The 24,735-nt window shown below is 58.3% G+C and carries 28 protein-coding genes and 1 pseudogene; 24 read left to right on the top strand and 5 right to left on the bottom strand.

The window, feature by feature from the left end; all coding sequences use genetic code 11:
• The first annotated feature begins 2 nt into the window (after positions 1 to 2).
• The 5 genes from CXK91_RS21960 to CXK91_RS21940 all read left to right on the top strand — a co-directional run bounded on the left by CXK91_RS21960 (position 3) and on the right by CXK91_RS21940 (position 6,959).
• Positions 3 to 1,373 carry a TRAP transporter large permease gene (locus CXK91_RS21960; RefSeq protein WP_103458119.1) on the top strand — a complete coding sequence of 457 codons (1,371 nt, stop codon included), beginning with the start codon at positions 3 to 5 and terminating at the stop codon, positions 1,371 to 1,373.
• Between the two features lie 74 nt (positions 1,374 to 1,447).
• Positions 1,448 to 2,947, top strand: a complete 1,500-nt coding sequence (locus tag CXK91_RS21955; RefSeq protein ID WP_103458118.1) for a sigma-54 interaction domain-containing protein — start codon at positions 1,448 to 1,450, stop codon at positions 2,945 to 2,947.
• A 111-nt stretch (positions 2,948 to 3,058) separates the two neighbouring features.
• A complete protein-coding gene (locus CXK91_RS21950; RefSeq protein ID WP_103458117.1) occupies positions 3,059 to 3,457 on the top strand; it encodes a DoxX family protein in 399 nt (132 codons plus the stop codon).
• 250 nt (positions 3,458 to 3,707) lie between these two features.
• A complete protein-coding gene (locus CXK91_RS21945) occupies positions 3,708 to 5,423 on the top strand; it encodes a tannase/feruloyl esterase family alpha/beta hydrolase (RefSeq protein WP_103458116.1) in 1,716 nt (571 codons plus the stop codon).
• 273 nt (positions 5,424 to 5,696) lie between these two features.
• A complete protein-coding gene (locus tag CXK91_RS21940) occupies positions 5,697 to 6,959 on the top strand; it encodes an OprD family porin (RefSeq protein ID WP_103458115.1) in 1,263 nt (420 codons plus the stop codon).
• Between the two features lie 120 nt (positions 6,960 to 7,079).
• On the opposite strand, the gene CXK91_RS22780 is transcribed toward CXK91_RS21940, so the two are convergent.
• The gene (locus CXK91_RS22780) at positions 7,080 to 7,241 is read right to left on the bottom strand and encodes a hypothetical protein (RefSeq protein ID WP_181004004.1); all 162 of its coding nucleotides are present in this window, start codon (positions 7,239 to 7,241) and stop codon (positions 7,080 to 7,082) included.
• Between the two features lie 170 nt (positions 7,242 to 7,411).
• Complete coding sequence (locus CXK91_RS21935; protein ID WP_103458114.1) at positions 7,412 to 7,621, bottom strand: hypothetical protein; 210 nt, start codon at positions 7,619 to 7,621, stop codon at positions 7,412 to 7,414.
• A gap of 71 nt (positions 7,622 to 7,692) precedes the next feature.
• On the opposite strand from CXK91_RS21935, the pseudogene CXK91_RS21930 reads away from it, so the two are divergent.
• The 7 genes and pseudogenes from CXK91_RS21930 to CXK91_RS22645 form a co-directional block, all read left to right on the top strand.
• Positions 7,693 to 8,078 (top strand): annotated as a pseudogene (locus CXK91_RS21930) (tyrosine-type recombinase/integrase); the annotation flags it as partial.
• Between the two features lie 52 nt (positions 8,079 to 8,130).
• Positions 8,131 to 8,376 (top strand): FitA-like ribbon-helix-helix domain-containing protein, encoded by a 246-nt coding sequence (locus CXK91_RS21925; RefSeq protein WP_103458113.1) that lies wholly within the window; start codon positions 8,131 to 8,133, stop codon positions 8,374 to 8,376.
• The gene (locus CXK91_RS21920; protein WP_103458112.1) at positions 8,373 to 8,798 is read left to right on the top strand and encodes a type II toxin-antitoxin system VapC family toxin; all 426 of its coding nucleotides are present in this window, start codon (positions 8,373 to 8,375) and stop codon (positions 8,796 to 8,798) included. The genes CXK91_RS21925 and CXK91_RS21920 overlap by 4 nt, the downstream gene beginning before the upstream one ends.
• A gap of 417 nt (positions 8,799 to 9,215) precedes the next feature.
• A complete protein-coding gene (locus CXK91_RS21915; protein ID WP_103458111.1) occupies positions 9,216 to 10,259 on the top strand; it encodes a DNA cytosine methyltransferase in 1,044 nt (347 codons plus the stop codon).
• Positions 10,260 to 10,312: 53 nt separating this feature from the next.
• On the top strand, positions 10,313 to 10,699 hold the full coding sequence (locus CXK91_RS21910) for a very short patch repair endonuclease (RefSeq protein ID WP_103458110.1): 387 nt from the start codon (positions 10,313 to 10,315) through the stop codon (positions 10,697 to 10,699).
• Between the two features lie 24 nt (positions 10,700 to 10,723).
• A complete protein-coding gene (locus tag CXK91_RS21905) occupies positions 10,724 to 13,696 on the top strand; it encodes an ATP-binding protein (protein WP_103458109.1) in 2,973 nt (990 codons plus the stop codon).
• A gap of 1 nt (position 13,697) precedes the next feature.
• Positions 13,698 to 15,413 (top strand): response regulator receiver domain, encoded by a 1,716-nt coding sequence (locus CXK91_RS22645; protein WP_146048141.1) that lies wholly within the window; start codon positions 13,698 to 13,700, stop codon positions 15,411 to 15,413.
• Between the two features lie 123 nt (positions 15,414 to 15,536).
• On the opposite strand, the gene CXK91_RS21895 is transcribed toward CXK91_RS22645, so the two are convergent.
• Positions 15,537 to 15,806, bottom strand: a complete 270-nt coding sequence (locus CXK91_RS21895; protein ID WP_103458107.1) for a hypothetical protein — start codon at positions 15,804 to 15,806, stop codon at positions 15,537 to 15,539.
• Positions 15,807 to 15,866: 60 nt separating this feature from the next.
• Positions 15,867 to 16,139, bottom strand: a complete 273-nt coding sequence (locus CXK91_RS21890; protein WP_103458106.1) for a DNA-binding protein — start codon at positions 16,137 to 16,139, stop codon at positions 15,867 to 15,869.
• Between the two features lie 120 nt (positions 16,140 to 16,259).
• Here CXK91_RS21890 and CXK91_RS21885 point away from each other — a divergent pair, with 120 nt between their 5' ends.
• From CXK91_RS21885 to CXK91_RS21830, 12 genes are all read left to right on the top strand, one after another.
• Complete coding sequence (locus CXK91_RS21885; RefSeq protein ID WP_046162628.1) at positions 16,260 to 16,532, top strand: hypothetical protein; 273 nt, start codon at positions 16,260 to 16,262, stop codon at positions 16,530 to 16,532.
• Positions 16,525 to 16,749, top strand: a complete 225-nt coding sequence (locus tag CXK91_RS21880) for a hypothetical protein (RefSeq protein WP_103458105.1) — start codon at positions 16,525 to 16,527, stop codon at positions 16,747 to 16,749. Before CXK91_RS21885 ends, CXK91_RS21880 begins: the two co-directional genes overlap by 8 nt.
• 39 nt (positions 16,750 to 16,788) lie before the next feature.
• Entirely contained in the window at positions 16,789 to 17,118 is a 330-nt protein-coding gene (gene pflM, locus CXK91_RS21875; protein ID WP_181004003.1) for a lysogeny maintenance protein PflM, read from the top strand.
• A 551-nt stretch (positions 17,119 to 17,669) separates the two neighbouring features.
• On the top strand, positions 17,670 to 18,050 hold the full coding sequence (locus CXK91_RS21865) for a hypothetical protein (protein ID WP_103458103.1): 381 nt from the start codon (positions 17,670 to 17,672) through the stop codon (positions 18,048 to 18,050).
• A 15-nt stretch (positions 18,051 to 18,065) separates the two neighbouring features.
• Positions 18,066 to 18,242: a hypothetical protein gene (locus CXK91_RS22775; RefSeq protein ID WP_181004002.1), complete on the top strand. Its 177-nt coding sequence runs from the start codon at positions 18,066 to 18,068 to the stop codon at positions 18,240 to 18,242.
• Positions 18,243 to 18,494 (top strand): hypothetical protein, encoded by a 252-nt coding sequence (locus CXK91_RS21860; protein WP_103458102.1) that lies wholly within the window; start codon positions 18,243 to 18,245, stop codon positions 18,492 to 18,494. It abuts the gene before it with no gap.
• Between the two features lie 11 nt (positions 18,495 to 18,505).
• A complete protein-coding gene (locus CXK91_RS21855; protein ID WP_103458101.1) occupies positions 18,506 to 18,745 on the top strand; it encodes a major capsid protein in 240 nt (79 codons plus the stop codon).
• A 215-nt stretch (positions 18,746 to 18,960) separates the two neighbouring features.
• Positions 18,961 to 20,205, top strand: a complete 1,245-nt coding sequence (locus CXK91_RS21850) for an attachment protein (protein WP_103458100.1) — start codon at positions 18,961 to 18,963, stop codon at positions 20,203 to 20,205.
• Positions 20,206 to 20,208: 3 nt separating this feature from the next.
• Positions 20,209 to 20,565, top strand: coding sequence for a DUF2523 family protein (locus CXK91_RS21845; RefSeq protein WP_103458099.1), 357 nt, complete (start codon positions 20,209 to 20,211; stop codon positions 20,563 to 20,565).
• Positions 20,566 to 20,567: 2 nt separating this feature from the next.
• Positions 20,568 to 21,848, top strand: coding sequence for a zonular occludens toxin domain-containing protein (locus CXK91_RS21840; protein ID WP_103458098.1), 1,281 nt, complete (start codon positions 20,568 to 20,570; stop codon positions 21,846 to 21,848).
• A gap of 248 nt (positions 21,849 to 22,096) precedes the next feature.
• Positions 22,097 to 23,377, top strand: a complete 1,281-nt coding sequence (locus CXK91_RS21835) for a hypothetical protein (RefSeq protein WP_103458097.1) — start codon at positions 22,097 to 22,099, stop codon at positions 23,375 to 23,377.
• Positions 23,374 to 24,375: a phage integrase gene (locus CXK91_RS21830; protein ID WP_103458096.1), complete on the top strand. Its 1,002-nt coding sequence runs from the start codon at positions 23,374 to 23,376 to the stop codon at positions 24,373 to 24,375. Before CXK91_RS21835 ends, CXK91_RS21830 begins: the two co-directional genes overlap by 4 nt.
• Here the strand turns inward: CXK91_RS21830 and CXK91_RS21825 are convergent.
• A complete protein-coding gene (locus CXK91_RS21825) occupies positions 24,372 to 24,674 on the bottom strand; it encodes a hypothetical protein (protein WP_103458095.1) in 303 nt (100 codons plus the stop codon). The genes CXK91_RS21830 and CXK91_RS21825 overlap by 4 nt on opposite strands.
• Positions 24,675 to 24,735 lie beyond the last annotated feature (61 nt).

Here is a 24,735-nt window from a genome sequence, read left to right as displayed (position 1 = left end):
TCATGGGTCTGGAAGAAATCCTCGTCATCGCCATGTTCGCCAGCTTCATGGGCCTGCTGCTGCTCGGCTTCCCGGTCGCCTGGTCGCTGGCCGGCATCGGCCTGCTGTTCGCCGTGGTTGGCTATGTGCTGGTCGAACACTTCGACGCCAATCTCTGGTTCACCTGGGACGGCACCATCGGCGTGCTCGACGCGCGCATCTACGGCATCGTCGCCAACGAGCTGATGGTCGCCCTGCCACTGTTCATCTTCATGGGCATCATGCTCGACCGCTCGGGCATCGCCGAACGCCTGATGCACAGCTTGGTGCGCGTACTCGGCCCGCTGCGCGGCGGCTACGCGGTGACGGTGGTGGTGGTAGGCATCCTGCTGGCTGCGTCCACCGGCATCGTCGGTGCCTCGGTGGCGCTGCTCGGCATGCTCTCCATCGGGCCGATGCTGCAGGCCAACTACAACAAGAGCCTGGCGGTGGGCACCGCCTGCTCGGTGGGCACGCTGGGCATCCTCATTCCGCCGAGCATCATGCTGGTGCTGATGGCCGACCGCCTCGGCACCTCGGAAGCCTCGGTGGGCAAGCTGTTCATGGGCGCGCTGATCCCCGGAATGATGCTGGCGCTGATGTACATCCTCTACATCGTGATCGTCGCCTGGCTGAAGAAGGACTTCGCCCCGGCCCCGGCCAACCGGCCGAAACTCGACGCCCGTGCCCTGCTCGACGTGTTCTGGGCCGTGGTGCCGCCGCTGGCGCTGATCTTCGCCGTGCTCGGCTCGATCTTCTTCGGCATCGCCACCACCACCGAGGCTTCAGCGGTCGGCGCCTTCGGTGCGTTGCTAATGGCCGCGGCCAGCCGCCGCCTCAATCTGCCGGTGCTAAAGGATGCGCTGTACCAGACCAGCCGCACCGCCGCGTTCATCTTCGGCATATTCATCGGCGCCACGGTGTTCGCCGCCGTGCTGCGTGGCCTGGGTGGCGATGACGTGATCCGCGCAGCGCTGACCGGCCTGCCGTTCGGCCAGACCGGCGTGCTGCTTACCGTGCTGGCGATCACCTTCCTGCTGGGGTTCTTCCTCGACTGGGTGGAGATCACCCTGATCATCCTGCCGCTGGTGGCGCCGGTGCTGTTCTCCATGGGCGTCGATCCGCTGTGGTTCGCGATTCTCTTCGCACTCTGCCTGCAGACCTCGTTCCTCACGCCTCCGGTGGGCTTCGCGCTGTTCTACATCAAGGGTGTCTGCCCGCCGGGCATCACCACCCGCGATGTCTACCTCGGCGTGCTGCCCTACATCGTCATCCAGCTGATCGGCCTGGCGTTGGTGTTCTACTTCGCCCCGCTGGCCACCTGGCTGCCCAACGAAGTGTATTCCCAGCCGTGAGCAAGCCCGGCTGCCTTGCCCGTGGCAGCCGGGGCCAACCATAATCGGTCGCCCCAGAACGGACCTGACTGCCCATGAGCATTGCCCGCGACGCACTCGACAACCACGGCCTGATCGTCGGCGTTTCCCCGGAACGCTTCCGTGCCGTGGCCATGCCGCTGCTGTTCGATCACCTCAACGCGCAGTGCGAGGGCACCATCGCGGTCAACCGTCAGGCGCGCATCGTCTGGATCAACGACAAGTACGCCGAGAAGGTCGGCATCCGCGATCCGTCCAGCGTGCTCGGCAAGGAGATCGAGGAAGTGCTGCCGGCCAGCCGCCTGCGCGAGGTGGTGGAAAGCGGCCAGCCGAGCATGATCGACCTGATGGCCTTCGGCGACGAGCACTTCGTGGTCACCCGCATTCCGCTGCGCGACGAGGACGGCACCCTGGTCGGCGCGCTGGGCTTCGTGCTGTTCGACCGCGCGCGGCATCTCAAGCCGCTGATGTCCAAGTACACCAGCCTGCAGACTCAGCTGGTCGCTACCCAGAACGAACTGGCCAAGGCACGTCGGGCGCGTTACACCATCGCCGGTTTCATCGGCAACAGCCCGGCCGCCAGCGAGATCAAGCGTCAGGCCCGGCGCGCCGCGCAGCTCGATGCCACGGTGCTGCTGCGTGGCGAGACCGGCACCGGCAAGGAGCTGCTGGCCCAGGGCATCCATAACCTCTCGCCGCGGGCGCGCGGGCCCTTCGTCGCGGTCAACGTCGCGGCGATTCCGGAAAGCCTGGTCGAGGCCGAACTGTTCGGCACGGCCCCCGGCGCCTTTACCGGCGCTGACCGCAAGGCGCGCATCGGCAAGTTCGAGGTGGCCAATGGCGGCACGCTGTTCCTCGACGAGATCGGCGACCTGCCGTTGCCGCTGCAGGCCAAGCTGCTGCGTGTGCTGCAGGAACAGGAGGTCGAGCCGCTGGGCTCCAATCAGGTCAAGGCGCTCAACGTGCGGGTGATTGCCGCGACGCATATCGACCTGGAAGCCAAGGTCGCCGCCGGCCAGTTCCGCGACGACCTTTACTACCGCCTCAATGTCCTCGCCCTGCGCGTACCGCCGTTGCGTGAGCGCAGCAGCGACATCCCCGCCGTGGTCGAACACCTGCTCGACGACATCGCCAACCGCTCCGGCCAGCCGCCCATGGAGCTGAGCCCCGAGGCGCTGGCACTGCTCTGCGCACAGCCCTGGCGCGGCAACGTGCGTGAGCTGGGCAACCTGCTGGAGCGTGCGCAGTTGTCCGCCGATGGCCCGCAGTTGCAGGCGGCGCATTTGATGCCATTGCTTGGCGATCAGGCCCGTTCCGCGGACGCACCGGCCTATGTCGCTGCCGTACCAGCGCCAGCGCAGGCCGTGCCGGCAGCCGATATCGAAGAACTCCCGCTGCAACCACTGGCCCAGACCATCGCCCAGGCCGAGCGCCGCGCCCTGCAAAGTGCATTGCTCGCCTGCAAGGGCAACCGCCGCCGTGCCGCGATGGAACTCGGCATCTCCCGCGCCAGCCTCTACAGCAAGCTGCAGCAACACGGCCTGAGCCAGCGCTGAGCGGTCTAGTCCGAGGGCTGGCCGCCAGTGGCGAGTCGGCAATGTCACAGCGACTGATCTACAGTGGAGTCAGGGCCGCCGATTCCCGGCGCCGCAATGGGACGGGCAACGATGACAGACGATGCAGGCAAACTGGTTCTCAGACTGGCAGTCGGCGTGCTGATGCTGATGCACGGCATCCACAAACTGTTGCACGGCGTCGATGGCATCGCCGGCATGCTCGGCGGCATGGGCCTGCCGACGTTTCTCGCCTACGGCGTCTACCTGGGTGAGGTGGTCGGGCCGCTGCTGGTGATCCTTGGCGTTTACACCCGCCTCGGTGGCCTGCTGATGCTGGGCAACATGGTCGTCGCGTTGGCCCTGGCGCACCAGGCCGAATTGTTCGACATCGGGCCGATGGGCGGCTGGGCCATCGAATTGCAGGGGCTGTTCCTGTTCGGCGCGCTGGCCATCATGCTGCTTGGCGCCGGGCGCTACAGCGTCGGTGGAATCAACGGCCGCTACAACTGACAGCGCCATGTCCGGCGTTGCGGACAGTCGTCCAGCGCGCCGGACATCACTTCACGTGCGATCCACCGCGCTGGACGCCTCGCCTCCTTCTCCCGATCTCCCTTCTTCCGCGCCATAGAGCCCTCGCCCCAGCGGCGATGACCGACCATCGCCTGCCACCCCCTTCCTTCCAGCCGCTGGCATGCCATTGGCTTGAGCGCTCTTGCGCCCGACCGGCGCACCGGCTCGACAACAACAAGAAGGAAGCCCAATGATGCCTATCCGTAGCAATCCGTTTACCCGCCGCGCGCTGTGCCTGACGCCACTGGCCTTGGCGTTGCTTGCCGCCGAAGCCGCTCAGGCGGCGACCTGCACCGAACTGCTTGGCCGCGAGATACCGGCCCAGGCCTTAGGCCTACCTACCAGCGGTGCGCGCGTCACCGCAGCGACCCCTATCGCGGCTGGCGGCAGCGCACCGCAGACGTTCGGCGCCTACTGCGACCTCAGCGCCGAGATTCGCCCGCTCGACCCCGCCGCACCGGCAATACGCATGCGCCTGGTGCTGCCCGAGCAGTGGAACCGCAAGGCGATGATGTTCGGCGGCGGCGGTTACAACGGCACGGTGCCGAACGTCGCCGGCAACGTACCCGCCGGCCCGGTCGATCAACCCACGCCGCTCGGCCGCGGCTACGCAGTGTTCGGCAGCGATTCCGGGCATGTCGCCGATCCGCTGAGCCCCGGCTCCTTCGCCTGGAACGACGAAGCCCTGGCCAACTACGCCCACGACGCGCTGAAGAAAACGCGCGATGCCGCCGTCTACCTGATCGAACAGCGCTACGGCGCCGCGCCCGAGCGCAGCTATTTCGCTGGCGGCTCCACCGGTGGCCGCGAGGCGCTGGCCGTGGTGCAGCAATGGCCGACCGACTTCAACGGCGCCATCGTCCTCTACCCCGCCTACAACGCCCTGGCGCTGGACCTGCAGTTCGGCCGCATCACCCGCGCCCTCGCCCAGCCCGGCGCCTTTCCCAGCCTGGAGAAACGTGCCGCACTGCTGGAAGCCGCGATGCAGGCCTGCGACAAGTTGGATGGCGTGCGCGACGGCGTGATCAGCCATCAGGCCGCCTGCAACGCGCAGTTCGACCCGGCCCGCGCCAGGCTCAACGGCAAACCGCTGCGCTGCCCGGGCGGTGCCGACACCTCGCAACGTTGCCTGTCGGATGCGCAGATCCAGGCGCTGCGGGTGTTCAACACGCCGATCCGCTTCAACTTCCGGCTGGCCAGCGGCGAAACCCACTACCCCGGCTTCAACACCTGGGGCACCGACCTCGGCCGGCCGGGTGAAGGCCTGCAGCTGGTGGTCAACCGCCTCGGCCTCAACACCCTGCAGCCGAGCTACCCGATGCCCGTGCACGGCACCGGCTTCGCCGAGGGCGCGCCCTACCACTCGGGGTTCTGGGATGAATGGGTGCGCTTCTTCGTGACGCGCAACCCCACCTTCAACTCGCTGACCCTCGACCCGCAGAACCCCGGCCCGTGGCAGGCGCGCATCAGCGAGCTGTCGCTGCGCCAGGACGTCAACCGGACCGACCTGTCCGCCTTCGCCCGCAACGGCGGCAAGATCCTCATGGCACACGGCACTTCCGACCAGCTGGTGAGCACCCGCGCCACCGCCGAGTACTACGAGCGCGTGCGTCGCGACATGGGCCCAGGCAAGACGCAGCGCTTCCTGCGCTACTACGAGATCCCCGGCTACGGCCACGCCGCCAGCACCGTGTTCAACGCCGCCTGGGATTCGCTGAGCGCACTGGAAGACTGGGTCGAACAGGGCCGTGCGCCGCGCCGGCAGGTCGTTGCCGACAGCGTCGGCGTGCCCGGCCGCACCCGCCCGCTGTGCGAATACCCCGGCTGGCCGAAGTACGTTGGCAAGGGCGACGTCAATGCCGCATCGAGCTTCGTCTGCGTGCAGAGCCGCAAGGGCACCCGCTAGCATCTGAACCGGCGCCGGCTACCCGGCCGGCGCCCTCCTCCAACCGTCCGCCGCGCTGGACACCGCCTCGCCAAAGCTGGCCGCGCGCCATACATGTCCAGCCAGCCGGACGCTTCCCATGCCGCTCCCGAGCCATGCCATTCCAAAGCGCAAGCGCTCTGGCACGAGCCATCCAGCCGAACAGGCCGGCTATTTCCGCCACTGGCACGCCTTTCGCTCTATGCCCTGTAGCCGCCCGAGAGCGGCCCAAAAACAACAACAAGAGGAAATACCATGCGACTGCACCACAAATCCCTCTGTTACATTCTCTGCGGCGGCGTCGTAGTGATCGCCTCCCACCCCGCCAGCGCCGCCTTCGTCGAAGACAGCAAGGCCAGCATCGACCTGCGCAACTTCTACATGAACCGCGACTTCCGCTCCGGCGACGGTCAGTCCAAGGCCGAAGAATGGGCCCAGGGCTTCATGCTGAAAATGGAATCCGGCTACACCGAAGGCCCGATCGGCTTCGGTGTGGACGCCATCGGCCTGCTCGGCGTGAAGCTCGACTCCAGCCCCGACCGCGTCGGCACCGGCATCCTGCAGAGCGACCGCGACGCCCCCAACCGTGCCCAGGACGACTACGGCTCCGCCGGTGTGACGGCCAAGGCCAAACTGTCCGCCACCACCCTGCACGTCGGCACCCTGCAACCCATCCTGCCGGTGGTGATGCGCAACGACAGCCGCCTGCTGCCGCAGACCTATCGCGGCGCCTGGCTGCAAAGCAAGGAGATCGAAGGCCTGACCCTGGACGTCGGCAAGCTCGACCGCGTCAACCAGCGCAACTCCTCCGATAACGAGGAAATGACCGCCTTCAACGGCGGCCGCCGCAACATCCAGTTCGGCAGCCAGACCAGCAGCGACGAATTCCTCTTCGCCGGCGCGCGCTACGCCTGGTCGCCGGAGCTGAGCACCAGCTACTTCTACGGCGGGCTGGACGGCATCTACAAGGAACACAACTTCGGCCTGGTCCACGTGCTGCCGCTTGGCGACAAGCAAAGCTTCAAGACCGACCTGCGCTACGTGCACCAGACCGACGACGGCGGCAGCAATGTCGACACCGATGCCTTCGGCGCCATGTTTACCTACAAGCTCGGCGGCCACGCCTTCGGCGCCGGCTATCAGCAGCTCAACGGCGACACCGGCTTCGCCTACATCGCCGGTAGCGACAACTCGCTGGTCAACCTGGTGCAGATCAACGACTTCGGCAACGAGGACGAACGCTCCTGGCAGGTTCGCTACGACTACGACTTCGCCGCCATGGGCATCCCCGGCCTGAGCCTGATGACGCGCTACCTCTCCGGCGACAACGTCGACCGCGGCCCCGGCGCCAGCGAAGGCAAGACCTGGGAGCGCAATACCGACCTCGCCTACGTGTTCCAGAGCGGCCCGCTGAAGAACCTCGGCCTGCGCCTGCGCAACGCCACCACCCGCAGCAACTTCGGCAGCGACCTGGACGAGAACCGCTTTATCGTCAGCTACAGCCTGCCGCTCTGGTAAGCACCACGCCGCAGCACCCTCCTCGTTAGACTTCGCCGGGCCTCGCGCCCGGCTTTTTTCAGGCATAAAAAAGGCGACCCTCGGGCCGCCTTTTTTCACGCTTCAGCCTTGCCTGCCGGCTCAGCCCTGCTTGGTGCCGCGCCGCAGCATCTCGTTCACACGCTCCGCGGTATACGCCCGCTTCGCCTCATCGCTCGGCTTGTGCCGAACATCCAGCATCACACCCGCACCGATTGCCAGCACACAAACGATCACCGAGACCGCAGATAGCAACGTATTCATCACACGCCCTTAAGACACCCAAGAAAACCGCTAGCGGAGGATCGCTCCCCGCGAAATGGCGCCGATTCTGCGCCGCGCAACGGATAGCGTCAACGGCTACCTAAGGCGCCACAGGCCGCTGATACCGCGGCCTTCACAAGAATCTGCTCACTAGCCTATCGCCCCAACCTTCACGGCACCGCAATCTGCAGACTATCCAACGCAAAACGCACAAACACCGCCCAACCCACGGCACTTAAAACACCCAACGCCAGATAACCCACCACGATCCCCAACGCGATCTGCTTCCACAGCCCGGCATGGGGATCACGGTTGTAAACGGCCGGCTCCACGGAACGAACATCCCGCTCGGCACGAATCTCATCAAAATGGTCACGCATGGTTTACCTCGGTAAACGGAACAGCGGATAGGTGGAACGACAAAAAGCGGCTAGCTTGGCTAGACGCCTTTGCGATCTATGGGGGCAAGGCACATTACCATGCACCAAGAATCGCCAGTCGAGATCCGTGCCGATCCTGAAGGATGTTGAAGATCTGGCGTTGAAGGTGGGCATGCCTGGGAACGGTCGGCTATTCATGCCCTGCCGGTCGGCTTTCCGGTGTGCCTACAAGCGTTGTGGCTTCGACACACCGGGCCAAATGACCCACATCCTGCGGCACACCTTCGCCAGTCACTACATGATGGCCGGTGGTGACATTCTCGGCTTGCAACGGATCCTGGGGCACTCGTCGATCACGATGACGATGCACTATGCACACCTGTCGCCGGACCATCCGAAATCGGCGCTTCGCCTATCTCCGTTTATCCAAAGCGGTCATGCCGTGGTATCCGTTTAACGTGCCTGCAGGTATGCTATCAATGATTGCATTGCATTCACTCGGAGATTCTATGGCCAGCATTACGATCCGAAACCTTGACGACGACCTGAAGGCGCAGTTGCGCGTTGTAGCTGCCAGTCATGGGCGCTCGATGGAAGAAGAAGCCCGGATCATCATTCGGCAAGCCCTGTCGCGTCAGGAAAAGCGTGGTGGGCTGGGTACTCGCATTCACTCCCGTTTTGCTACGGTCGGCGGTGCGGATCTCGCATTGCCTGAGCGAAAAGATAAGGTCCGAGCAGCGAGCTTCGATGAATGATCCTGCTCGATACCAATGTGCTGTCCGAGCTGATGCGAGCCAAGCCAGCACCGCAAGTAATTGAGTGGGTCGACGCCCAGCCGGCGAGCGAGTTAGCGATTAGTGCGATCACCGTCGCGGAGATTCTTTATGGCATTGCCAGAATGCCGGACGGCAAGCGAAAACAAGGGCTGTTCGACATTGCCTCGGCCATGTTTGACGAAGATTTCGCCGGCAATATTCTGCCGTTTGATGCAGGCGCAGCCGTCCACTATGCAGAGATTGCAGCCGCAACCGAAGCGAAGGGGCGGATAGTAGATATGGCAGACGCGCAGATCGCTGCGATTGGACGGCTACACGATGCAGTCATCGCGACTCGCAATACCCGTCATTTCGAGCCATTGGGAGTGGCTTTAATCGATCCCTGGAGCGGGCGGGGGTAATAGGATTTCGTCTGTAGACAGGGCGTAGTCACCGGCACAAACAAAAAAGGGGCTAGCTTTCGCTAACCCCTTGTTTTGTCTGGTGGCTACACCGGGACTTGAACCTGGGACATCAGCATTATGAATCTCCAGCAAAGCATCTCACTGCCCCAGTGATCACCATAGGAAGGGGCTTTCAGCGTTTACCCCTACTCACTACTGCACACCTTTCCGGAAAAAAACCCAAAAGTAGTCACCTGATTTTAACGCCGCTGGAGGGATCAAAAGGCGGTTTCCCCAGGGCATCCACATCGGCTGAAAGCCGCAAAAAATCTAGACTCTACAGCTACTTGCGCCTAGTATTCCGCCAGATTATGTTCCCGTAACCCGTCACGATTTTGGGTGTAGGACGCACACTAACTCGTTAGGGATTCCCTCATGGCTAAGCGCTCTCAAAAGCCTATTGCTCTGGATTTGTTCTGCGGGTCCGGAGCCGTTTCTTTGGGATTGAAGCAAGCTGGCTTCAACGTAGTTGGTGCCGTCGACTTCGACGCGGGAGCATGCCGGACCTATCGCGCGAACCACGATAAAGTCCGCTTGCTGGAAAAGGACATCCGTCAGGTTGATCCTGAGGAGTTCGCTGACCTCATCCCAGGTAAGCTCGACCTTTTGGTCGTGTGTGCTCCCTGCCAGCCCTTCAGCAGCCAGAATCGTCATAAGAGCAAGGACGACTCCCGGAATAACTTGGTTGAGGAATCACAAAAGTTCATCAAGCGCTTCAGCCCTTCGCTGGTCTTCCTCGAAAATGTTCCTGGGCTGGCTTCCACCGACATCTTTGATGGATTCACTGCGTGGCTTCGCACTGAGGGATACGATGTGGCCGAGCCGATGCGTGTGGATGCCTCGGAGTTAGGTGTTCCCCAGCGCCGTACTCGTATGATTCTCGTAGCCGCAAAAGGCGTCTCGCTTGAGAAGGCGACAAACATTGCGCGGACCAGTAAGAGAACGGTTGGTCAGGTTCTTCGGGATCTTCCAGTGCCTCCCGTGGGGCGTGAATCAGCAGGCGCGGACCCTCTCCACTACGCCCGTAAGCATTCGCCGTTAAACATCGAGCGTCTGCGGCATATTCCCGTAGACGGTGGTGGCCGCGAATCCCTACCTCCGCACCTTCAATTGGCTTGCCATAAGAACTCCACGAAGAAAGGCTCCTTCTCGGATACCTATGGCCGTATGGCATGGAATGGCATTGCTCCTACGCTGACTACCGGTTGCACGGATATAACCCGGGGTAGATACGCTCATCCTGAGCAAAATCGAGCCATCACGTTGCGTGAGGCCGCCCGTCTCCAATCCTTCCCGGATGATTACGTGTTCCACGGCAACGCTAGCCAAGTGGCAACGCAGATCGGCAACGCCGTACCTCCGGAAATGATGCGTACCATCGCGTCCAGCCTTAAGGCTGCACTCCGACCGAACCTGTGACAAAACTTTCATCGTCTCGGCCTGCACCTTCCTCGGAACTGGTGTCGGCTGTGATGAAGCGTGTGCGTACGAAAGACACAGCTCCGGAGCTGGCTTTGCGCAAGTTACTATTTGCAGCAGGGCTGCGGTATCGAATTCACTACAAACCCAAGGCTACAGCCATGGGGCGCTCCAATATCGACATTACGTTCCCTAGCGAAAAGGTCGCAGTCTACGTAGACGGATGTTTTTGGCACGGTTGTCCATATCACGGTACGATTCCGAAAGCTAACGAGAACTGGTGGGTAGAAAAGCTCAACAGCAACCGCACCTGGGATGAGCGGGTAACCACGCTGCTGATTGAGGCAGGCTGGGAGGTGCTGAGGTTCTGGACGCACGAAACACCTGACTCCATGGCTGCAATTGTCACGGAGCGGTTAAATACCAAAAAGAATCGGTAACTCCTTTAAGACCTAGGAGTCTTCATGACACAGCTCAGGGTACGAGCTAGAGCCGTCGACATGCTCGGCCGGCAACAAATTGCGGGTATACCTACTGCAATTCACGAGTTATTCAAGAACGCCCATGACGCCTACGCTGAGCGAGTCGAAGTCGACTTCTATCGCCGTAATCGTGTGCTTGTGCTTCGGGATGACGGTTATGGCATGACTCGGGATGATGTGGAGAACCGTTGGCTTACGCTTGGTACCGAATCCCGGGTTCACGCCAACCATGAAAAAAACGATAGTTGGAACGAATGGCGTGGCCCGAAGAATCTTCCTAGACGCGTCATCATGGGCGAAAAAGGCATTGGCCGCCTCGCTATTGCGGTTATTGCACCAATAACCATCCTATTGACACGAGCTTGCCGCCCAGATGGCCTCCGGGATCTTGTTGTTGCGGTTGTGCACTGGGGGCTATTTGAGCAGCCAGGATTAGACATTGGTGCAATAGATATCCCAGTTGAAGAACTACCTGGCGGCACTCTGCCAACGCAGAAGGACATTGGTCGACTAATAGACCGGGTTGAGCAAAACCTGCATAGCCTAGAAAAAGAAATTGAACCAATTGCTTTTAAAAAGCTATGTCGAGATATCGAGCTAGCCAGGATCATTGGGCCGGACAATTTAGACAAAACACTTAACAACGGCCGAATGGAGCCGCTAAGCCTTGCAGGCGAGGGTTATGGCACTCAATTCATTTTGCTGCCGGTAGCCCCGGAACTAGATGACGATATTGATGGCGGGGCGGACAAGGAGTCGTCAAAGCTAGAGAGAAACTTGCTTGGCTTCTCAAATACGATGGCCTTTGATGATCCAGTTATCAAAACTGAGTTCAGGGACCACTCTAAGCTCGATGTTATAGATCTTATTGGTTCAAAAAATTTCTTCACCAGTGATGATTTTCTAAAAACCGACCAATACTTCGAGGGAACTTTTGATGAATACGGCCAATTTGTAGGTGTTGTCTCGATTTACGGAAAACAGCGAGACTTCATTTGTAATTGGTCAGAAGGGAAAGGACGACAGCCAAAATGCGGGGCGTTCTCTTTTAGGTACGGATATATTCAAGGCAGGCCCGACGAATCCAGGCTCGCCCCGCAGGATTGGGCCGAGATGGATGAAAAAACAAATAGGCTTGGCGGGCTATATATATATAGAGACGGTATAAGAATACTCCCATACGGAAACTCCGATTACGACTGGCTGGATATTGAGAAAAGGCGCAACCTGGCAGCTAAAGACTGGTTCTTTTCTTATCGGCGTGGATTCGGTTATGTCTCGATCAGCCATTCCGAGAACGGCGCTCTTACTGAAAAAGCAGGGCGCGAGGGTTTTAGAGAAAATCAGGCATACCGAGATTTCCGCGCAATATTAATTAATTTTTTTCGACAACTAGCTTATGAATTTTTCCGGAGAAGCTCCCCGCAAGGTGATGATTTCTGGGCCGGCAAGGACACATTCGCAGCTCAGGCAGCTTTACTAAAGAAGCAGCAAGAAAAAGCTGATGCCAGGAGAAACGAATTTCGAGAAGCATTAAAGATCTTCTTTGAAATATATAATAAAGGAGAGTTTGAGTCAGAATCAAAGAGCATCTTAGCTTTTCTTGAGGAACGCCTAGACCACTTTAGATCCGAGCTTGATCTTGGTGATTTTGCGTCCAAGGCTAGGCTTTTAGAGCTAGAAGTGAAGCAGAAGGCGCGAAGCCTTTATAACAAATCAGTTATCACTAGCCCTAAAGGATTTGCGCTTACCAGCAAATTACAGAAGGACTGGGCGTCTTATGAATCGATATCGAAGGTTGTACGCGAGTCTATTCTTGATCCGCTGCGTGCCAATATCGATGAACTAATACATGAGGCTACCGAAGGGAAGATTGCGTCAGCAGAACGTCGCAACATTGCCCTACAGGATGTAGAGAAGGAACGCGACAGCACTGTTCGCGAGCTGGTTGGTTTGCGCCGCGAAACAGCTGAGGCCGCAAGTTTTATGCAGGCAGCAGTAAAAGATGTTCTCCAAGAAGAATTCTCGCATCTTCGAGTAAACATTGAGCAGGTCATTGATAAATTCGTTAAAGATTCAGCTGAAAACCCGGACAAAATTGACCAAGCGAGATACGAAGTAGAACGACGCATTACGGAACTACGCAGTAGAGAAACTGAGTTTCTTGATTCTTTCAAACGCCAGATGGTTGAGCTGGCTGAGGGTATACGCAGCCGTGAAACTTTGGATGACCGCTTTGCTGCCCTTGAAGCTCGCAATCAGGTTTTAGAGGAGCAGATTGAGTTCTATGCGGATTTTGCACAAATGGGAATGTCAGTCGGGATATTGCAGCATGAGTTTGAACGTGCGGCCCGAGGGATTAGGGTTTCAATGACCGAACTCAAACCATGGGCTGACCGAAACCCCCCTTTGGCCAAAATCTATAAAGATCTTCGCGCTCACATAGAGCATCTTGATGGATATCTAAAAGTACTTGATCCGCTAGGGCGCAGGCTGCACCGCTCAACCGTATTGGTCTCAGGGGATGAAATACTTAATGTTGTTCGCAGAGTATTTGGCGAACAACTAGCCGAATCTAAAATCTCTCTTGTGGCTACTGACGGGTTCCGATCCAGAAAAGTTGAGTGCAGATCTTCGGCATTACTAGGTGCTTTCATTAACGTTGTCGATAATGCTATCTACTGGATCTCGAGCCGAGCCGAAAGTAAGCGGGAGATAGTTTTTGATATAGATGAACATGGGTTTCTAATTTCAAACACAGGACCTGGTATCGAATCTAGGCTGTCTGATCGAATTTTTGAGTTTGGCGAGACCAATAAACCCGGCGGGCGAGGTATGGGCTTGGCCATCAGTCGCGAGACGCTGCGTAGGGAAGGGTTTGATATAGAGCTTATTAGCACAGGTTTGGATATTAGCCCTATCTTTAGGATTAAATCCATGAGTGAGGGAGAGTAGTATGCAAGCTGAAGCATTTGAGCGTGGTAATCCAGTCCCTGACCCGCAGGAAATATGGAATGAGCATTGTCTATCTGCAGTAAAGCGATTTCTTAAAAGTGCAGTGGTTATTGATAACGAACCTTTCGTAAAGATAGGACCACCCTCCCCGGCTTTAGATTTTTCTCTTGAGGTCCCAGACGATGGCATGAGTCATCTAGACCCTACACTTACATCCATTCAGCTTAATGCCGATATTTCAGCGCATCATACTGAGCTGGAAAATCCGCACCAGCTGGATGTTCGAAAAATTTCTGATGCTTTCGCAGAAAACGGATTGGCATGCGCCTTTGTTCTCCCAGAGGATGAAGCTTTTAATGAAGAAGCTGTTGTAAAACGAGTTCTTAACTCTGCGATCGCTTGCGACATTGTCGTTATCGATTGGTTTCTTTACGACGGATCTCCAAACCTTACTAAAAGGATTCTTCGAGAGATAGCCGTAAGTGATGTTTCCGAGAATGGCCGACTTCGTTTTATTTGTGTTTACACCGGCCAGCCGCTTACCGACGGAGTGAGCCAGGATGTTCGTGAGTCTCTAGCAGAGGGCGGCGTGACTGTTGATGAAATAGCTGACGGAGTACTTTATTCGGAAAAACAAAGTTGCTTGGCTATAGTTCTAAATAAACAGTCTGTCTCATCAGCCGACTTGCCGACGGTTTTAGTTAATGAATTTTGTAAATTTGCCGAAGGTCTTCTTCCGTCATTTGCATTAGCGGCAGTTGGAGCCATTCGAAAGAATAGCCATCACATGGTTACTCGTTTTGGATCGCATCTTGATTCTGCTTATGTAGCCAATCGCTTGATCTCAGATCCGCCCGAGGATGTTGCGGAGATGATGAGAGAGCTCTTAGTTGCCGAGTGTGATAACGCCCTAGGCTTGGAGTCGGTTGCTGACCGCTATCTTGATAAGCATGCCGTGACTCACTGGCTGGCTCACAATAAAGATAAATTCATTGAGACTCCTTATAAAAAAAACAAGAATGTTGACTCGCTACTAATATCTCAACTTCTTAACAACGGAATTGACAATAAAGGCACTAAAACAGATGCAGGAGAACCGGTGAGTTTTGGTATTGAACACCGGCATCGTGTCTCTGAGGCTCTTGCCGGTGGGCCTGCTGCGTCAAAACAGGCCGAATCAGACTTCTCCAGATTGGTTGTTTTCAAAAGGGAGGGCTTTGGAGATAGTAAACTGTTTGGCGGCGAGGGCTGGCTGCCTTCCTTAACCACCGGAACTTTGCTGCAATGTCAAAGCGGCGAGGTTAAAAGGTACTTCCTTTGCCTAACGCCAGCGTGCGATACGTTGCGTCTCGCTAGAGAAACACCATTTGTTTTTCTAGAGGCAACTGTTGACGACGAATGTTATAGCCTGGTTTTCAAAGATGCCGATGGTGGTTATCGAGGATTGTATTTCAGGGAAAAGCATCCTACGCTCGCCACTTTTTCTTTTCTACCAGATGAGCGGGGGCGTGTGCGAGGGGCTATTCATTGTCCCGAAGTTGGCACACCGTACTTTACCTTCTCGAATGTTGGCGGCACCCACGTATTCACTTGGGTCGGGGAAATACGATATGCACGGGCCGCGAGCGAAATGGCCAAGCTAGCTGGCAACTGGATGCGCATTGGCATTAAAGACTCAGAATTCTTAAGACTGACCGAAGCTGGAAAGTTTAAATAGTTATTGCATTGGCAGGATCCCCAGTCCTCCAGTCAATCTGAAGCGCCGAACCTCTCGACTGGCTTTGCGTTTTCGTTTGCCTGAATCGCGAGGCTGGCGCGGCTACCCGCAACTAACTGATCGTCATTTTGTGCTTGCCTTCGGCACGTTTCGAATGGATTCAGCGTGGGTAGTTACTGCCTCAGAGCGGCGTCGCTCTACTTCTGTCAGCCGAAGGGATTCAATGTAGTCGTCAGGCCGCTCTAGCGGTTCTGATTGCTGCGTTTCGGCTTTCTGATTCGCCTCAGCTGAGCGTTGCTTCGCGAACTCTTGCATTCCCTGCGAACCTTGGTAGATGGCAAACATCGCAGCCACGGTCACGCCTGCTTTCAGCAGCGCACGTTCAATATCCATATCCGTCCCTTCCTCCGTTCCTTCGGGCGTACCAGCGCCTAGCCACTTCCTGTGTGATCGCTATCCCGCGTTTGGATTGGCCAAGTTTCGGTTGGCTTCGTCGTAGTCGGGGCTTGTCTGGCCAATTCCCGGCTGCACTTCGCCGGTCAGCAGCCACCAACGAAAATCAGGAAACACTCGCCCGAGGATCTCGATTTCGTTCGCGCCGATTCGGGCCTTTCCTCTCTTGATGTTCTGCCACCGCACATAGTCAGTGCTGCCAGCTTCAGCCAGGGTCTTGAGGCTGGCGATCTCCAGCAATCGATAGCCCCTATCGGTAATCCCTTCGCTCATTGAAAAATGCCATAGATGTTTTATGTACACTTTGCGCTATAGATGTATTATGAACACATGTATTGAGTACATACTTAGCAGCCATAGCGCCGATAGTGTTCGGATTATAGGGGTAATCACATGGAACAGTCTGGAGTAGCGGGGTTAACCATCGAAGGCCAAGCCGAACGGATCGTCAGCTTCCGAGAAGCGCCGTTCTGCACGCAGCTCGTGCTGGCTGAAATGATGGGCGTCGAGCAGATCACCGAAGACGTGGTGCGCGGCTGGGTGGAAACCTACACCCTCCCAACCGTGAAGATCGGCCGCCGCCGCGTCATCAACCTGCACCGCATCCGCCGCGACATCGAGCGGGGCAAGTCGGTGTTCTGCCAGGGGGATTACGCCGATGAGTAATCGCCCCTGCACCCTGCGCATCGCCTCGCTGCACGGCCGGACCCAGCGCGTGAAGTGGAATGTTCTGGCGCAAGGTAAGTCGCGTACCGATTGCCATCGCCATATAGATGCCGTGGTTTCCGAGATCGTCGCGGACGATCCGCTGGACTCCCTGCTTGCCCAGGAAAGCGCCCGTGAGCGCTTCCAGATCATCCGCGAATGGTGGAGCGCCCGATGATGACCATCGTTACTGCTCCCAACGGCGAGGGCATGACTTATGACGTATGGCCGCAAGCCTCTGCATGCACCGGACTGCGACTGCTCTGTCTGCTGGTCCAGACGCGAAATGGAGAAGCCCGCTCCCTCCCCGTCCACACGCTGCGCCCAATGCCGCCCCGCCTCTGCGCGGCCGACTCGCACGCTGCAAATGGGCTGCGTCGGTGGAACCTGGAAGCCTCTGGTCTCGGAGTGGACAGTGGAACCGGCCTTTATCTGCGAGAAGCACACGCCGCCCGACCGCCCCGCGAAGTGGTGGAGCGTTATCTACGACTCGGGCAAGCCAACGCCCTACGTGCCTATTCACGAACCGTTCGAGCTGGTGGGGTGAGTGCATGAACGTCATTACCGCGTTGCTCGTGCTTAGCCAGTCTCTGACGGTGGTAGCCATCGGAGCAATTCTCACCGCCATGCCGCAACTCGGATTTGATCAGGTCCAGGGCCGCGCTCCCGGCTCGTCGGATCACGCTTCACCGATCCGGCGAACGGAAGCACGGGCGGAGCGCACCCTTGACCCTGCACGAACAGAAACAGCCTCCGCTCGTGAGTGTGGGGCAGCTTCACCGCCCCGCGCTCCCGAGCCCTCGGCGGCAAGAGCGGGATGACAAGGGCAGAGCCCTTGGTGTTAATAGTTGGAATTAATAGTAGCCAAATTAAGAAACCAGTTAATTCCACAGTAATCCACAAACTAACAGCAACTAATAACATTTATATATTTGCGATAAAAACGCTTTCCAAGCGTGTATAACTAGTACCACAAACCCGTTGTAAGCCGCGTAAACCCAGGCAAGAGGCGAACTTTAACAGTTCCTCTGCTCGGGCTCTCTCGGCCCGCAAAAGGCAAATCCGCGCAATAACGCGCAACTAACTGAGGAAACACAAATGGCACGTTCGACTATGGAAGTTGCATTTCTCGGCACTCAGAAACTCGCCTTCAGCCAAAACGGCAGCGAAGTAAAGATCGTCAAAGTCTTCTATGGCGATGAGCCGGACGGCCAGACCGAAAACGGCCTGTCCATCGTCAGCATGGATGTTCCCCTGGAAGTGGCCGACGAAGTGTTCGCCTCCGGCGCCAACTTCGAGCCGCTGGAAACCGTGCGCATCCACTTCGAGATCGCCCGAGCAGGCAAACAGAAAGGCAACAATCTCTGCCTGCATCTGGAATCGGTGAAGCCCGCCACCCAGGCCGCCAAGCCGACCCAGCAACCGACCCCAACCGCCAAGCCAGCCGGCACCCAGCCGGAACAGGCCAAGGCCAACTAACCGGGAGGGGCGGCCATGCTGATCGATGACCGGGTGTATTGCGACTGCTGCGGCAACGACATGGGCAAGCTCATGGCGCTGCCCGCGCCGCAAAGCGACCTGCTGCCAGACCTCAGCCTGCCGCCCCACTTCGCCGTCTGCCCTGACTGCGAACCCTCCGAACAAGCCGCCGACCTCGAGGAGGTTCGGTAAATGTCGGGCGTCGTTGCCGTTCAAGTGTGCACCGGCTGGGCCTACACCCCAGACGGCCTGATGCAGTGCCAGCACATTGAATGGCGATCCGCCTACCTGATTCCGCCAGAGGCCGCTGGATACGTAGACATCCTGGTCAATGGCGGTTTCTCCCCGGAAGCCTTCGGCATTGGTGTCGCGGGTGTCCTGGGGGTTTTCGCGACCGGACTGATCGTGGGTTGGTTCGCGTCGCTCCTTCGAAAAGCAAAGTGAGGAAACACCACATGAAAAAGCAAATCGCCAAGCTCAACCCCGTCAACGGATTTCGCAATCTCTGCATCGCCGGATCTGTCACCGCGGCGACCGCTCTGCCCGCCTGGGCGGCTGTGATCGACACCACCGAGGTGCAAGCCACCTTCGGCGAAGCCAAGGGCGACATGAGCACCATTGGTGGCTACATCGCCGCCGCGCTGGTGGTGCTCGCCGCTGCCGCTCTGGTCTTCAGCATGCTGCGCAAAGCGTAAGCGTGATCTGGTCGTTGTGGTTGGGGGCGTTCGTCGCCGGCGCCTTCATCACGGGATATCGGACCGGCGAATTCTTCTAGCCGCTCACGACAGCCGAGCACAAACCCCGCTCCGGCGGGGTTTTCTTTTCAGGGGGATGCCATGAGCAATGAACTGTACGTCTCGATCCGCACCACCCTGGCGTTCTATCTCGTGTTTTTTGGGCGGGTGTAACGATGGACGATATCCAAGGGCGCACGTATGGGCATCTTCTCGCGCTGTTCCTGCTGGTGGTTTCGGCCGGTTTCTATTCTGATCGGTCTGTCGCTCAAACAACCGGCTTTCGGCATTCAAACACCGCCGAAGGATCGGCCTGCTACGCCACTCGGGAGCTGGCCTGTAATGCCTATGCAAACCCGCCGGTGGTTTCCGGTGGAAAAACCTACACCTACTGGTCCGGCGGCAATACCGGATTCTGCAAATGGAAAGAGAAGCCGCTTGATTACGCTTTTTCCAATCCCGAGGTAACTTCCGGGTCTGTTACCACCTGCGTGATCCCCGAAGCCAGCCAATGCGATGCCAACATCAGTCCCGGCATCTTCAAGAACACCGGATCAATCATTAATTCCAACGGTAATAACTACGTTGTCACCAGCGGTGGTGGATCTGTTTGTTACGACAGTTGCTCCTATACGTTGGCTGATCGCGCCAGTAGTTGTTACTTCGACGTGGGGTCCACCACGTCAGGCTTCTGTAATTACATCGGCACGCCTTCAGGTGATAACTGCTCGGCCCCCGATGCACCACTAGGGGCGACGGGTGACCCGCTCAATGCCCCCGATGCTGAAGATGTCCCCGATTCCGATCCTGATGATCCTGGCTGCTCGGCCATTCCTGGCTACGTCTGGTCGGGGACTACCTGCGTCAAGGCTCCCGGCGATGATGGCGATGACGGCGGTGAGGACGGAGGCTCCGACGATGGATCAGGTGATGGCGGATCGGGCGGTGGCAATAACGGCGGCGGCTCTGATGGTGGCTCCGGCGACGGCGGTGGTAATGACGGCGGCTCCGGTGATGGTGACGGCTCCGGCGGCGGATCGGGCGAAGGTAACGGCGAAGGCCAGTGCAACCCAGCTACCGATCCCAACAAATGCCAGGGCACCGTTCCTGGGCCAGGTGGCCAACTCGGCGAGCCGGAGTCTGGCAGCTGGGATCAAGCGAACGCTGAGTGGGATCAGCGCCTTGATGAAGTAAAGGCCGAGCTCAAGGCGAAAGTGCGTGAGAACGTCAACGGCATGAAGGCCGCCTTTGACCTCAACCTGGGCGGCGGCAGCGGCCAATTGCCCTGCGAGACCTTCACCGTATTTGGCCAGAGCATGTCGCTCTGCGTTTCCACCTACTCCGACACCCTTTCCAGCCTGCGTTACGTCCTGCTGCTGATCGCAGCGGTCGTCGCGGCGTTCGTCATTCTGAAGGACTGAATCATGGAATGGCTCTCCGGCTTTCTCGACCAGATCATCGCGTTCTTTCAATACGTTTGGGACTTCATTGCCCAGGGCATCTACGACCTCGTTAAAGACGGCATGGTCGTGGCCACCAAGGCCGCTATCTACGCCTCGCTCAAGGGGCTGATCTTCCTGCTCGACGTCAGCTATACGGTCGCCCGCGAACTGATCGACAGCTTGGGTATATCGGCAATGGTGCGCTCGATGTACGACGCGTTGCCGGGCCCAATCGCGGCGGGTTTTGCCTTCTTCGGCGTCCCTCAAGCCCTGAACATCATCTTCTTGGCCCTGGCCACGCGCTTCTGCATGCGCTTCGTGCCCTTCATCGGACGCTAACCATGTCGATCAAAATCCACCATGGCCCGAATGGTTCTTACAAAACCTCGGGGGCGATACAGGACGATGCCATCCGCGCCCTGAAGGAAGGCCGCGTGATCATCACCAACATTCGGGGCTTTACCCTGGAGCGCGCTTATCAGGTGTTCCCGGACCTGCCGGACACCGCCGACATCGTCAACCTGTCGCTGGAATCGCTCGAAGACCTGGAAAAGATGCGCTCTTGGTTTATGTGGGTGCCCAAGGGTGCATTCATCATCTTTGATGAAACCCAGCTGGTGTTCCCTAAGTCCTGGCGCGAATCGGATCTCAAGCGCTTCGACTTCCCCGGTGGCCCCGAAGCCGCCCATGCCGCCGACCGCCCCATGGGCTGGCTGGACGCCTGGACCCGCCACCGGCACTTCGGCTGGGACATCGTTCTGACCACGCCCAACGTTTCCTACATCCGCGACGACATCCGCATGACCTGCGAGATGGCCTACAAGCATTCCAACCTCGCGGTCATTGGAATTCCTGGCCGCTACAAGGAGGCCCAACACGATGCCCAGCTCAACCGTCCACCCGCCGAAGGCACCGTCATTGAATACAAGCGAATCCGCAAACAAACCTTCGCCCTGTACCAATCCACCGCCACCGGCACCCATCAGGACACCAAGGCCGGCAAGAGTCTCTTCCGGTCGCCTAAGCTGGTTTTTCTACTGGTACTGCTGGCCAGCCTTATTGGCTTTGTCGTCTCTATGGGGCCTTTGCGTGTCATCGGCAGTGAAGGCCATTCCCGAAGCGACGGGCCTACTGATTCGCCAGCTATGGCACCTGCTGCGTCCGCTGGCGCAGCTGCTCCGGTGGCTGCTGCTGCGCGTACTAATGCGCATAGCACTTTTCCTATTACTGGTATTTCTGGTCAACCGAGTGCTCAGCCTGCTGCTCTGAGCGGCCATCCCTTTGCCGATCGCGAAATCGCAGTCATCGGCTACCTCTACGACCGCAATCGCGGTCCGTTCTACCTGTTCTCCCTGACAGATCCGCAAGGCCGGCGAATCGAACTGAACTCCCGCCAGCTGGCTGTCTCTGGCTACCACTTCAAAGGCAAAGGGGAATGCTTGGTCGAGGCCCGCTATGAGCAGTGGAGCCGGGCAATCACCTGTGTTGGAAGCGTGCCCGGAGCGTCCGGCACTGGCAGTAGTCCGCCTTCGCTGCTGGGAAGCATCTTGCCGCGTGAGAACCACCCCGCGCCTACGGATACCAGAGCCGAATACGTACCCCCGCCGAGGCCGACGCTGTGAACAACCACGGATTGATAGAAGCCCTGGGCTTGCTGCTGCTGGCGTACCTGCTGGGGGCAGCTTCCGCCTTATCCCAGGTGGCACCCGCTGCGACGGTGCCGTTTTGAAGCGCTTTGAGGGGCGTCGCCGCGCCGCCGGCCGGGAGCGCAAGGCACGAGCGTTAGGCCGGCGGCGCGCTGACGTCCCTGTAGCACGTCAGATAAATCCAACCGAACAACCTTAGTAACCCATAGTGAAGGGGAAACAGAATGGCCAATAAAGACTTCAAACGAATCGACCTCCTGACCGGATCGGAAGACAGTCAAAGCCGGTTATTTGTCGACCCGGGCACGGCTCGGATAGTCGATCTATCCAAGGTTCGTTTGCTGCGGTGTGGCGTCGACACGGTACGCCAGCTGTATCGCGGACTGATCCGTCCCGAGATCATGGCGCTGTTCGAGAAACCGGGCGTCATGGTCGAGTTTGCCGGGCAGTTCTGGCATGCCGGCCGCGTTGGCCGGGACTCTGGTTACCAGTACAAGCTCCAGAATGCTGACCTCGGATTCATCCTGCTCATCAAAAACTTCAACGCCAAGCTGGACCAGATCGGCCCGCACCTGAAAATCGAAGTTTCACCGCACGCCATCGACGCCCTGTCGCCTGAGCGTCTGCAAGAGCGGATGGACTACTACGCTGCAGCCGTGATGACCCACCGCGAGCGGAACCAATGCGCCGTCCACCTCGCCTTGGATCTGCAAGGTTGGGAGCCCCCGGCTGATCTGACCGCCCGCATGCATTGCCGCGCTCGCGCAAACCGCGATATTTCGGGCATCAAGGAGATCCAATGGACCATGGAAGCTGCCACCTATGGCCGTGGGCAATCCTTCCTGTTTGGTTCCGCTGGTGGAGTACAGCTCGGGATCTACAACAAGACAATCCAGGCTCGCTCCCAAGACAAACTCGACTACTGGGAAAGCGTCTGGCGTCGCCGGGATTCGTTCGATTCGACCGATCCCGACAACTACGACCCGACCCAAGACGTATGGCGCGTCGAGCTTCGCTATCACCATTCGGTGATCCAACAATTCGCCAGCGGCTCAATTGACGCGAAGACCGGCAAAGCCCTCGAAACGGACTCCTATGCTGCATTCTCAGCCCATCTGGACGGCCTGTGGCGCTACGGTTTGGGACAGTTCAAGCTGCTTGCCCGCCCCGGCTATTTCGAGCCGATATGGACGCTGATCCGCGACGACATTCGTGTCGATGTGCCGGTCGATTCGCTGGTCGATGAAACGGAATACAAGCGCTACTACAAGACCTCACGGGGCTTCTCGGGCAAGAACGTGGAACTGTTCCTGGGAAACTTCGTAAGCCTGCTGGCACGGGAGCGAGTGGGCGCTAAGACCGCATTTGATCGACTGAAGGAATGGGAATGCTGGCCGGTGATTCGTGATCACTACGCATCGAAGGATATGACGGAGCGGGATCTGTACAAGCACATCAAGAACCTGCTCCAGGAACGGCATGTGCGGTGGGGCCGCGCTATATGACGGCACGCAAGGACGGTAAGACCTGGACGGCTGACTTCTACGATAACGGGAGAAGCGGACGCCGTATCCGCAAGAAAGGCTTTCTAACCAAAGCCGCTGCCCTGCGCTACGAAACGGATTTCTTCAAAAGCCTGACGCAAACCGGGCGACCGATGGATGATCAGCTATCGGATCTGGTTAATCTCTGGCATCAGCTGCACGGCTGCACGCTCAAGGACGAAAAGACACGCTTGTCGAGAACGCTGGCGATCGCGAAACGGCTTGGCGATCCACTCGTCTCGTCCTTTGACGCACTGGCGTGGGCGCGGTATCGGCAACAGCGGTTGAAAGTGGCGTCTCCGAATACCGTCAACCATGAGCAACGCTACCTGTCCGCCGTGTTCTCGGAACTGATCCGGCTCGGTGCTTGGGTAGGCAAGAACCCGCTCGCCAATGTCCGTCAGATCAAGACAGATCAGGTAGAGCTGACCTTTCTCACCCTGCCGCAGATCCGCCAGTTGCTCGAAGAGTGCAAGCGCTCCACCAACAATCACACCTACCCCGTCGCTCTACTCTGTTTGGCCACGGGAGCCCGGTGGGATGAAGCCGAATCGCTGACCCGTGCCGCGATCTACGGTGGCAAGGCGCACTTCCATCGCACCAAGAATCGGCAGTCGAGATCCGTACCGATTCCGAAGGATGTTGAGGATCTGGCGTTGAAGGTGGGGATGCCTGGAAACGGTCGGCTATTCATGCCCTGCCGGTCGGCTTTCCGGTGTGCCTACAAGCGTTGCGGCTTCGACACCCCGGGCCAGATGACCCACATCCTGCGGCACACTTTCGCCAGTCACTACATGATGGCCGGTGGTGACATCCTTGGCCTGCAACGGATCCTGGGGCACTCGTCGATCACGATGACCATGCGCTACGCGCACTTGTCGCCGGATCATTTGGAATCCGCCTTGCGCCTTTCTCCACTAGCGCAAAGCGAACATCCGGTAGCTACGGGGATTAGTTAGTAATCTCCTGCACCCTCAAACCAAAATTCATCAATATCGATATCCTGGTCATAGTCTGCGTGCGCGAGAACGTCGGCGTTATGAAATACGTCCTGAACATATTTGAAACGGGCGTCAGACATTGACGGGAGGTCTTTAATAAACAGACTCCAGTTGTTGTAGCCCACCTTCATCGCGGCAGCATCGTAGAGCGCTGAAAGGGGGGTATCGTCGTTCGACCGTTTATTTATCTGCTTCAAGCGCCGCTTTAGGGCGTCGGCATACTGATCACGAACAGAGAGCAAGTTGTCAGAATACATACGTAACTCCAATGCACATTGAGCTAGTAAGCGGATCCGTACGCTTTGTGCGTGGGTTACG

The sequence above is a fragment of the Stutzerimonas stutzeri genome, assembly GCF_002909485.1.
GTDB classification, from domain to species: Bacteria; Pseudomonadota; Gammaproteobacteria; order Pseudomonadales; family Pseudomonadaceae; genus Stutzerimonas; species Stutzerimonas stutzeri_AH.
The sequence above is the reverse complement of the archived record's forward strand: the minus strand, read 5'-3'. Positions and strand labels throughout refer to the sequence as shown.